The 11201-nt window shown below is 71.1% G+C and carries 8 protein-coding genes; 4 read left to right on the top strand and 4 right to left on the bottom strand.

Annotated elements, in window-relative coordinates; genetic code table 11:
* The coding region (locus ACWGJB_RS15045; protein WP_453380576.1) for a right-handed parallel beta-helix repeat-containing protein at nucleotides 1-1356 on the top strand (1356 nt) is incomplete at its 5' end.
* 115 nt (nucleotides 1357-1471) lie between these two features.
* Nucleotides 1472-2815: a UDP-glucose dehydrogenase family protein gene (locus ACWGJB_RS15040; RefSeq protein WP_453380575.1), complete on the top strand. Its 1344-nt coding sequence runs from the start codon at nucleotides 1472-1474 to the stop codon at nucleotides 2813-2815.
* 18 nt (nucleotides 2816-2833) lie between these two features.
* Here the strand turns inward: ACWGJB_RS15040 and ACWGJB_RS15035 are convergent, their stop codons facing one another.
* The 4 genes from ACWGJB_RS15035 to trhA form a co-directional block, all read right to left on the bottom strand.
* Entirely contained in the window at nucleotides 2834-3556 is a 723-nt protein-coding gene (locus ACWGJB_RS15035; RefSeq protein ID WP_453380574.1) for a Mut7-C RNAse domain-containing protein, read from the bottom strand.
* 33 nt (nucleotides 3557-3589) lie between these two features.
* Nucleotides 3590-4231 (bottom strand): TetR/AcrR family transcriptional regulator, encoded by a 642-nt coding sequence (locus tag ACWGJB_RS15030; protein ID WP_453380573.1) that lies wholly within the window; start codon nucleotides 4229-4231, stop codon nucleotides 3590-3592.
* On the bottom strand, nucleotides 4228-5802 hold the full coding sequence (locus ACWGJB_RS15025) for a DHA2 family efflux MFS transporter permease subunit (RefSeq protein WP_453380572.1): 1575 nt from the start codon (nucleotides 5800-5802) through the stop codon (nucleotides 4228-4230). The genes ACWGJB_RS15030 and ACWGJB_RS15025 overlap by 4 nt, the downstream gene beginning before the upstream one ends.
* Nucleotides 5803-5915: 113 nt before the next feature.
* Entirely contained in the window at nucleotides 5916-6632 is a 717-nt protein-coding gene (trhA, locus tag ACWGJB_RS15020; RefSeq protein WP_453380571.1) for a PAQR family membrane homeostasis protein TrhA, read from the bottom strand.
* A gap of 379 nt (nucleotides 6633-7011) precedes the next feature.
* Between trhA and ACWGJB_RS15015 the strand changes: the two genes are divergently transcribed.
* The gene (locus ACWGJB_RS15015) at nucleotides 7012-8835 is read left to right on the top strand and encodes a phosphoenolpyruvate carboxykinase (GTP) (RefSeq protein ID WP_453380570.1); all 1824 of its coding nucleotides are present in this window, start codon (nucleotides 7012-7014) and stop codon (nucleotides 8833-8835) included.
* A gap of 356 nt (nucleotides 8836-9191) precedes the next feature.
* Nucleotides 9192-11159: a calcium-binding protein gene (locus ACWGJB_RS15010; protein WP_453380569.1), complete on the top strand. Its 1968-nt coding sequence runs from the start codon at nucleotides 9192-9194 to the stop codon at nucleotides 11157-11159.
* Nucleotides 11160-11201 lie beyond the last annotated feature (42 nt).

Below are 11201 nucleotides of genomic sequence, written 5' to 3'. Positions count from 1 at the left end.
CGCCCCGCCCCGGCCGTTGAGGGGGGGGCGGGGCGCCGCCTGCCCGCGGGTTTGCAGCGACCGAGCCACACCACCCGGCCCCCCGGGGCGGGGGGGGCGGGGGCGGGGCGGGGGCCCCGCCCCGGGGCCGGCACTCCGGGAACACTGCCCACGGCGGCGAAACGGCTGCGCCAGATCTGGCTCTCCGGCGGCCTGCCGCTGTGGGTGGCCTCGGCCGCCCTGCTGATCTCGGTGGTGGCGCTGATCGTGGCGGCCTCCGCCGGAGACGGCCCGCCCGTGGTGTACGGGGCGGGCCCCGACGCGGGCCCCACCATCCCGGTGGCCACCCCCACGGACGACACCGAGACCACCGACGGCCCCGGTGCCACGGCCGCCGATCCGGAACCGAGCGGTACGGCGTCCGACGAGGGGACGGCCGCGCCCACCGCGTCCGGCTCCGCCGCGGCCGCCGCGTCCGGAGGGACGAAGTGCCCGGCCGCCACGGTCACCGTGGGGGACGCCAAGTCCCTTGCGGAGGCCCTGGACCAGGCGCGGCCCGGCGACGTCATCAAGATGCGGGACGGGGTGTACGACGACCGGTTCACCGCCGCCAACCCCGGCACCGGGAGCCGGCCGATCTTCCTGTGCGGCGGCCCCGGCGCGGTGATCGACGCCGGTGACGTCGACGGCGGCTACGCCTTCCACCTCGACGGCGCCAGCCACTGGCGGCTGATCGGCTTCACGGTCCGCAACGGCCAGAAAGGGGTCATGGCCGACCATGTCCGGAGCACCATCATCCAGGGCCTGACCGTCGAGAACATCGGGGACGAGGGCATCCATCTGCGCGACTTCAGCTCCGGCAACGTGGTGATGGGCAACACCGTCCGTGACACCGGCAAGCGCAAGGAGACGTTCGGCGAGGGCATCTACGTCGGGTCGGCGGAGTCCAACTGGTGCACGGTCACCGACTGCAAGCCCGACAAGAGCGACGACAACGTCATCCGCGGCAACCACGTCAGTGCCACCACCGCCGAGTCCGTCGACATCAAGGAGGGCACCACCGGCGGCTCCCTGATCGGCAACACCTTCGACGGCGCCGAGCTCACCGGGGGTCACAACGACTCCTGGGTCGACGTCAAGGGAAACGACTGGCTGATCAAGGGCAACGTCGGCCGCCACTCCCGTGAGGACGGCTTCCAGACCCACCGGATCCTCGACGGCTGGGGCACCGGAAACCTGTTCCAGGGCAACACCGCGCAGGTGGACGGCCCCGGCTACGGCTTCCATCTCGCGCCCGTCGAGAACAACAAGGTCGCCTGCGACAACAAGGTAAGCGAAGCGGCGAAGGGCCTCGCCAACACAGCCTGCTCCTCCTGACGCGAGGGGCCCGGTTCGCACCCGGGCCCCGCACGCGGCCCCAGGTCCCTCTCCTTCACCCACGCGCGTCTTCGGCATGCGCTTTTTCTGCTCGGGAAACCCCTTCGGAGGCATCATGGACACTCTTCTCGACGGCACCGACGCCCCCCGTCTCACGGTCATCGGCACCGGCTACCTGGGCGCCACGCACGCCGTGTGCATGGCGGCGCTCGGCTACGAAGTACTGGGCGTCGACGTGGACCCCGGCAAGATCGAGCTGCTGAGAGCCGGGGAGGTGCCGTTCTTCGAGCCAGGGCTGCCCGAACTCCTGGTCAAGGCCCAGGAATCCGGTCGGCTGCACTTCACCACCAGCCTGGCCGAGGCCGCGGAGTTCGGCGACATCCACTTCGTCTGCGTGGGCACCCCGCAACAGCCCGGCTCCTACGCGGCGGACCTGCGCTACGTGGAGGGCGCGGTCACCGAGCTGGCCCGGCATCTGCGCCGGCGGGCCCTGGTGGTCGGCAAGTCCACGGTGCCGGTGGGCACCGCGGCCCGGCTTGCGGAGCTGGTCCGCGAGACCGCGCCGGCCGGGGACGAGGTCGAACTCGCCTGGAACCCGGAGTTCCTGCGGGAGGGCTTCGCCGTGGAGGACACCCTGCACCCCGACCGGCTGGTGTTCGGCACCGAGTCCGCGTGGGCGGAGGAGCGGCTGCGCGCCGCGTTCGCCCCGGTCATCGCCCAGGGCACCCCGGTGGTGGTGGCCGACCTGCCGACCGCCGAACTGGTCAAGGTCGCCGCCAACTCCTTCCTGGCCACGAAGATCTCGTACATCAACGCCATGGCGGAGGTCTGCGAGGCCGCCGGCGCCGATGTGCACCGGCTGGCCGAGGCGCTGGCCTACGACGACCGGATCGGCGGCCGGTTCCTCAAGCCGGGTCTGGGCTTCGGCGGCGGCTGCCTGCCCAAGGACATCAGGGCGTTCATCCACCGCGCCGAGGAGCTGGACGTCGCCCAGGCGGTGGCGTTCCTGCGCGAGGTGGACGGGATCAACCAGCGCCGCCGGGCCCGCACCGTGGACCTGGTCCGTGAGCTGGTCGGCGGGGAACTGGCGGGGACGAAGGTGGTCGCGCTGGGTGCGGCCTTCAAGCCCAACTCGGACGACATCCGGGACGCCCCGGCGCTGGACGTCGCCGCCACGCTGCACCGGGCCGGTGCCCGGGTGACCGTCTACGACCCGGTGGCGATGGACAACGCCCGCCGTGTCCACCCGGAGTTGGAGTACGGCACCGACGTGCTGCAGGCCGCCGCGGGCGCCGACGTGGTGGTGCTGCTGACCGAGTGGGCGCAGTTCCGGGAGATCGACCCGGAGGTCATGGGTTCCGTGGTGAACCGGCGCCGGGTCGTGGACGGCCGGCACGCCCTGGACCCCGCGCAGTGGCGGGCGGCCGGCTGGGAGTACCGGGCGCTGGGCCGCAACTGACCTCGGCCCGGGACCGCCTCAGGCGAACTCGGCGAGGGCGCGCTCCACGATGGCTTCCAGCTGCTGGTGGTGCGCGCCCTTCCAGTAGGCGCGGCCGCACTCCGTGCACTGGGCGAAGACGTCGTACGACTTCTGCGTGCCGCCCTTGAGCTGGTCCGCCACCTCCTCCTTGGTCGCCTTCCTCAGCAGGCCGTTGCAGGCCGTGCAGCGAGTCCAGGGGCGCAGCTCGGGGGCGAAGCGGTCGAGGATGTCGTGGAGCTGGTCGTCGGGGCTGGTGCTGTAGACGTAGGCGCCGGCCCACAGTTCGCGGCGGCGCAGCAGGCCCCGGTCGCGGCTGAGCAGCACGCGCTTCTCGGCCGCCGAGCGGGCCGAGAGGGCCGGGTCGCCGATGTCCGTCGACTCGTACGCGGTGTCCACGCCCAGCAGGCGCAGCCGGCGGGCCAGGGTGCCGAGGTGGACGTCGAGGAGGAAGCGGAGCGGAGCGCCCGGGACCTCCTGCGGGCGCCGGACCGCGCGCACGGCGACCGATTCGCCGTCCGCCGGGATGTGCGCGGCCGGCACCTCCCGGCCGTCCACCTCCAGCGTGCCGACCTCGGTGAGCGGGACGCCCAGGGACTCGATCACATGGCCGAGCGTGGAGACGCCGTCGACGGCGAGCGGGTGCGTACCGGTGCGGCGGGCGTGCGGGACGAACAGGGCCAGCTCGGGGGCGACTTCGACACGGATCTCGGCAGTGTTCACCTGGTCAGGATGGCACGGCAGGCGGCCGGGACCTCAGGGTTTTTCCGGGGGCAGACCGTGTTCGATGACGTTCAGGGCGCGGTCGACAAGGGCCTTGAAGTCGGGCTCGTGGTCCTGCTCCGCCCAGTACATCGAGGTCTCCATCAGTCCGCCGACGATGGACATCGCGTAGACCCGTACCTCCAGGCTCTTCGGGTCGCGTCCGGTGCGCTCGCCGATGGCCTGGCAGAGCAGCCGGCCGGTCTCCGACATGCTCTCCATCATCCGGGAGCGCACCGCCGGCACCTCGACCATCAGCCGGGTGCGCAGCCGGGAGACCGAGTGGGCGTCCTTCATACCGAGGGTGACCGCCCGGTGCATCACGTAGCGGAGGGACTCCGGCCACGGCTCGTCGGCGGGCCGGGCGCGGAGCTCCTCCAGGATCAGCGGGTCGTACTCGTCCGTGAGGACGATGTCCTCCTTGGTCGGGAAGTACCGGAAGACGGTGGACGGCGACACCTCGGCCCGCTCGGCGATCTGCTCGATCGTGGTGGCCTCGTACCCCTGCTCCTCGACCAGCGCGTACATCGCCTCGCGGATCGCCTCGCGGGTCTTGATCTTCTTCCGTTCACGCAGGCCGAGCCGGGGATTGTCGGCCGGGGAGAAGGAGGTGTGCGGTGCCGTCATGCTGGTCATTGTCCGGCATCGGCGGTGGCGGGGGCCACGGCCGCGTCCTCGTTGGCTTCCGCTTCGGTGGGGTGGGCGGTCGGCGTGTTGGGCAGGAACGCGGCGGCCAGCAGTGCGGTGACCAGCGCGGCGATGCCGCACACCAGCAGGACCAGACCCATGCCGTGCACGTACGCGGCGTTCGCGGAGGCGGCCAGCGGGGCCGAGCCGGTCTTCGCCGCGACCAGGTGGGCGGCGACCACCGACTCGCCGGCGGTGTGGCCGAGCCCGGCGGGCAGGCCGGTCACGTTCAGGCGGTCGCGGAAGGTGCTCGCGAGCAGGCTGCCGAGCAGGGCGATACCGATGGCGCCGCCGACCTGGCGGGTGGTCATCAGCAGCCCGGAGCCGCTGCCGGCCCGGTCGGCGGGCAGGGCGGCGAGGGCGCCGTCCATGGCGGGAACCACCGAGAAGCCGAAGCCGAGGCCCGCGATCGACAGCCACAGCGCGGTGTAGCCGTAGCCGGAGTCCACGGTCGTACGGCTGCCGAGGATCGCGGCGAAGGCGAGGACGACCAGGCCGGTGGCGGTCACGGCGCGTGATCCGAAGCGGGCGGCCATCGCCTCGGCGCCCCGGGCGGCCACCAGCAGGCCGCCCATCATGGGCAGCAGCCTCAGGCCGGTGCCGAAGGCATCGTTGCCGAGGACCGCCTGGAGGTAGGGCGGCAGCACGAACAGCAGGCCGGACAGCACGAACATCACCAGCGTCGCGGCGAGGGTGTTGAGCAGGAAGCCGCGGTGGGCGAGGAGGGCCATGTCGAGCATGGGGCGCTCGACCCGGCGTTCGCGCAGCACCAGGCCCGTGATGAGGACGACGGAGCCCGCCAGCAGGGCCAGGACCAGCGGGTCGCCCCAGCCGCGGTCGGGGGCCTCGATGATCGCGTAGATCAGCGCGCCGAGGCCGGTCACGGTGAGCGCGGTGGAGAGGACGTCGACCCTGGGGGAGGCGGGGTCGCTGGTCTCGGGGAGCAGGAAGACGCAGGCGGCGATCCCGATGGCGGCCATCGGGACGTTGATCAGGAAGACCGAGCCCCACCAGAAGTGGTTGAGCAGGAAGCCGCCGATGATCGGGCCCAGCGGCAGGCCGAGCGCCGAGGCGGCCGAGACGATGCCGACGGCCCGCGTGCGCTCCTTCGGCCCGAACAGCGAGGGCAGCACGGACATGGCGAGCGGCATCACCAGTGCCGCGCCGACGCCCATCACCGTGCGGGCGGCGATCACCCAGTTCACGTCGTCGGCGAGGGAGCCGGCCAGGGAGCCGGCCAGGAAGATCACCAGGCCGGCGACGAGCATCCGGCGGCGGCCGAAGCGGTCGCCGAGGAGTCCGGCCGGGAGCATCAGCGAGGCGAAGACGACGACGTACGCGTCCGCCATCCACTGCTGCTGGCTGGTGGTGGCGCCGAGCTCCCCGGCCATGGTCGGGAGCGCCACATTGAGGATCGTCGTGTCGAAGCCGAGCACCAGCATGCTCGCGACCAGGGCGCCCAGGGCCCACCAGCGGCGGGGATTCTGATGCGTTTCTTCAAGCTGAGTGACAGTAGCCATGAAATGAGAGTAGCTCTCAAAATCTAGTGTCTGTCAATGGGAAGCTGATGTCAGGGCATGAAAAAAGTGGCCACGGCTCGGGAGCCGTGGCCACTCGGAGAGGGGCGGTGGGACTACGCGTGCTGGTAGGCCACCAGCGAGATCCCCACGTAGTGGACGACGAACGCGGCCAGTGTGAAGGAGTGGAAGACCTCGTGGAAGCCGAAGTAGCGCGGTGACGGGTTCGGGCGCTTGATGCCGTAGATCACGCCGCCCGCGCTGTAGAGGAGGCCGCCGACGATCACCAGGACCAGCACGGCGATACCGCCGGTACGCATGAAGTCGGGCAGGTAGAAGACCGCCGCCCAGCCCATCGCTATGTAGCAGGGCGTGTACAGCCAGCGAGGGGCGCCGACCCAGAAGACCCGGAAGGCGATGCCGGCGGCCGCCGCGGCCCAGACGCCCCACAGCAGCCACTGCCCCTGCGCGGCGGGCAGGAGCAGCAGGGTCAGCGGGGTGTAGGTGCCCGCGATGATCAGGAAGATGTTGGCGTGGTCGAGTCTGCGCAGGATGCCGTCCATGCGAGGGCTCCAGTTGCCCCGGTGGTACAGCGCGCTCACGCCGAACAGCAGACATGCCGTCAGGGCGTAGATCCCGCAGGCGACCCGGCCGCGCGGTGAGTCGGCGAGTGCGGTGAGGAAGAGGCCCGAGACGAGTACGGCCGGAAACATGCCCAGATGCAGCCAGCCGCGCAACTTGGGCTTGACCTGGTCCGACAGGGACGAGAGCGCGCTGGACCCGTGGCCGGCGGCCGGCGAGTCCGTGGGCGCGTCGGGGACGGGTGCAGTCATGCACCGCATCGTACCTACGGAACCGTAAGTCACGGATCGGTCTCGGCCGATGACGGGCCGGGAGTGGCCATCGTCTCACGGGTCACCCGCCGACCACTCAGCGGTCTTGCCGGACCGGGCAAAAAGACCTTGAGGCGAACTCAATGTGGACGCAAAGAAACGCAGGTCGGCACCGCGACCGTGGCCTTCCTCACGTCGCTCATCTGTGACTCCCTCTGGACAGATGGGTGATCGAGTCGGAGGATCAAATGAGTGCGGTCGGCACCGGATGAGCGCCAGACAGTCGATGACTGTGAAGCATCCGGGTCGCAGCCCCCACGGGGCGACAAGGTCCTCAGCGGACCCAAAAGATCAAAAAATCCCTCATTTAGGAGCAATCGTGGCGCGCGACATCGCGGCTCCCACCGTCATCCCCACCAAGCACCAGGAACTGATCTCGTGGGTCAACGAGATCGCCGAACTGACGCAGCCGGACAGCGTGGTCTGGTGTGACGGATCCGAGGCCGAGTACGAGCGACTGTGCGAAGAGCTCGTGGCGAAGGGCACCTTCAAGAAGCTCGACCCGATCAAGCGCCCCCACTCCTACTACGCGGCCTCCGACCCGACCGATGTCGCCCGGGTCGAGGACCGCACCTTCATCTGCTCCGAGCAGGAGCAGGACGCAGGCCCGACCAACCACTGGAAGGCCCCCGCGGAGATGCGGGAGATCTTCAGCGGTGAGAAGGGGTTGTTCCGCGGTGCGATGAAGGGCCGGACGATGTACGTCGTCCCGTTCTGCATGGGCCCCCTCGGCTCCCCGCTCTCCGCGCTCGGCGTGGAGATCACGGACTCCGCGTACGTCGCCGCCTCCATGCGCACCATGACGCGCATGGGCCAGGCCGTCCTCGACGAACTCGGTGACGAGGGCTTCTTCGTGAAGGCCGTGCACACCCTCGGCGCCCCGCTGGAGCCCGGCCAGGCGGACGTCCCCTGGCCCTGCAACCAGACCAAGTACATCTCGCACTTCCCCGAGTCCCGCGAGATCTGGTCCTACGGCTCCGGCTACGGCGGCAACGCCCTGCTCGGCAAGAAGTGCTACGCCCTGCGCATCGCCTCCGTGATGGCGCGGGACGAGGGCTGGCTCGCCGAGCACATGCTGATCCTCAAGCTCACTCCTCCGCAGGGCGAGTCCAAGTACGTTGCCGCCGCCTTCCCGAGCGCCTGCGGCAAGACCAACCTCGCCATGCTGGAGCCCACCGTCTCCGGCTGGACCGTCGAGACCATCGGCGACGACATCGCCTGGATGCGGTTCGGTGAGGACGGCCGCCTCTACGCGATCAACCCCGAGGCCGGCTTCTTCGGCGTCGCGCCCGGCACCGGTGAGCACACCAACGCCAACGCGATGAAGACGCTGTGGGGCAACGCGGTCTTCACCAACGTGGCGCTCACCGACGACAACGACATCTGGTGGGAGGGCATGACGGAGGAGCTTCCGGCCCACCTGACGGACTGGAAGGGCAACGACTGGACGCCGGCCTCCGAGACCCCGGCCGCCCACCCCAACGCCCGCTTCACCGTGCCCGCCGCGCAGTGCCCGATCATCGCGCCGGAGTGGGAGGACCCGCGGGGTGTGCCGATCTCGGCGATCCTCTTCGGCGGGCGGCGCGCCACCGCGGTCCCGCTGGTGACCGAGTCCTTCGACTGGAACCACGGCGTGTTCCTGGGCGCCAACGTGGCCTCGGAGAAGACCGCCGCGGCCGAGGGCAAGGTCGGTGAGCTGCGCCGCGACCCGTTCGCCATGCTCCCGTTCTGCGGTTACAACATGGGCGACTACATGGCGCACTGGGTCGACGTCGCCAAGGGCAAGGACCAGGCGAAGCTCCCGAAGATCTACTACGTCAACTGGTTCCGCAAGAACGACGCGGGCAAGTTCGTCTGGCCCGGCTTCGGCGAGAACTCCCGGGTCCTGAAGTGGATCGTGGAGCGGCTGGACGGCAAGGCGGCGGGCGTGGAGACGCCGATCGGTGTGCTGCCGACGCGTGAGGCCCTCGACACCAAGGGGCTCGACCTGGCCGACGGCGACCTCGACTTCCTGCTGACCGTCGACAAGGAGGCCTGGCGCGAGGAGGCCGCGCTGGTCCCCGACCACCTCAACACCTTCGGCGACCACACGCCGAAGGAACTCTGGGACGAGTACCGGGCGCTGGTGGAGCGGCTGGGCTGAGCCCCGAGTGAAGACTCCGCGGCCGGTACGGGTGTGCCCTGACCAGCGATCGTCACGACCGGCCGCGGTGTGAACCGGCGAGGCCGCGCACAACGGCGTGTGCGGCCCCTGGGCCTGCCGTCACCGACCCGTCCGCCCCGACGGGACTGGAGACGGCAGGCCTTCGCCTGTCGACAGGCCGGGGTCTCGGCGGTGGCCGCTCACCCGCCGGGGTGATTTCCTGCGGCCGGTGAGGGCAAGACGGCTCGTGGCGAGCCGACCCGGGGACCGGTGCCGGAACGCTGTCGCCCATGTTCACACCTCATGTTCGGTCGTTCACACCCCGTGTTCGATCGCTCACGGTCCGGGCCGCCACCGTGACAGCCACTCTCCTGGCGCTCGTGGTGGCCCTGCCCGGTACCGCGTTCGCCGCCCCCGGCGACCTGGACACCGCCTTGGGCGGCACCGGCGTGGTCCTCACCGACCTCGGCGGGGAAGACCACGCCAACGACGTGGCCGTGCAGCCGGACGGCAAGATCGTCTCCGTCGGCGCCTTCGTCGACGAATCGGCCCTGGAGAGCGACTTCGCGCTGACCCGCCAGAACCCCGACGGCACGCCGGACACCGGCTTCGGCGGCGACGGCCGGGTCACCACCCCCATCAACAACCTCCCTTCGAACGACGGCTTCCAGTGGAGCGAGGCCCACGCCGTGGCGCTCCAGCCCGACGGCAAGATCGTCGTGGCGGGCGGCAGTTGGCGAGGGTACGAGAACTGCTGCTGGTTCACGGTGGCCCGCTACAACACGGACGGCACTCTGGACACGGGCTTCGGCGGCGGTGACGGCCGGGTGTTCACCGACTTCGGCACCCCCGAAGAGGCCCAGGACGTGGCGGTGCAGCCCGACGGCAAGATCGTCGCCGCGGGCTATGTCGGCGGCCGGGCCGCGGTGGCCCGCTACAACCCCGACGGCAGCCCGGACACCAGCTTCAGCGGCGACGGAATGGTGAGCGCCGATCCGGACCCGTCCCCCGAATCGGGCGGCGACGCGCGCGCCCTGGCCCTCCAGCCCGACGGCAAGATCGTGGTCGCGGGTGAGGTCGGCACGACCCGCTTCGACTTCTCGCTCATCCGCTTCGACGCCGACGGCAGCCTCGACTCCGGGTTCGGCAGCGGCGGCTTCCAGCGCACCGACTTCGGTGACTACGACACCGCGGAGGCGCTCGCGGTCCAGTCCGACGGCAGGATCGTCGCGGCCGGCAGCAGCGGCGGTCGGTTCGCGCTGGCCCGCTACAACACCAACGGCACTCTGGACACGGGATTCGACGGCAACGGACTGGTCGTCACCCCCGGCGGGGGAGCCCAGGACATGAAGCTGCAGAGCGACGGGCGGATCGTCGCCGTCGGCAGCGGGCCCAGCGGTGCCTTCGAGGTCCGGCGCTACAACACCGACGGCAGCCTGGACAGTGGCTTCGGCACCGGCGGTGCGGTGACCACGGACTTCGGCGGCAGCGACGCGGCCCGCGGGGTGGCGATCCAGTCCGACGGCAGGATCGTCGCCGCCGGCCTGGGCGGCCCCGACCGGGACTTCGCGCTCGCCCGCTACCTGGGCGGAGGCGGCAGCACACCCCCGCCGCCCAGCGCCGATCTCTCGGTCACCAAGGCCGGCCCGTCCTCCGTCACCCTCGGCGACCGGGCCACGTACACCGTCCGCGTGACCAACGCGGCCGCCTCCACCGCCTCCGCCACCGGCGTCACACTGAGCGACACGCTCTCCGGAGCCGGCGCGACCCTGGTCTCGGCGACGACCACCCAGGGCAGCTGCACCGCCTCCGCCACCGGCGCCACCTGTGCCCTGAACACCCTGGCCCCGGGCGCGAGCGCCACCGTCACCGTCGTCGCCGAACCCCGCGCCACCGGCACGCTCCGGAACTCGGCCGCCGTCACGGCCACCCAGTCCGACCCGGCGACCGGCAACAACACCGCCACGGCGACCGGTACCGTCAACAACTCGCGGGGCTGCACGATCATCGGCACCAGCGGGGCCGACACCCTCAACGGCACGTCCGGCAACAACGTGATCTGCGGCCTGGGCGGCAACGACACCCTCCGCGGCAACGGCGGCGCCGACACCGTCTACGGCGACTACGGCGACGACAACATCGACGGCGGGGACGGCAACGACACCCTGTACGGCGGCCCGGGCAACGACTCGGTGAACGGGGCTTCCGGCAACGACCGGGTGGTCACCACCGACGGCGTCTCCGCCAACGACACGGCCAACGGCGGCCTCGGCTTCGACACCTGCACCACCGACCCGGGCGACCGGCGCATCAGCTGCCCCTGACGCTCCGCGAGCGGGTCCGCACCACCGGACCGGGCCGGCCTT

The sequence above is a fragment of the Streptomyces sp. NPDC054813 genome (assembly GCF_053611365.1).
This window is presented reverse-complemented; position numbering and strand designations above follow the sequence as displayed.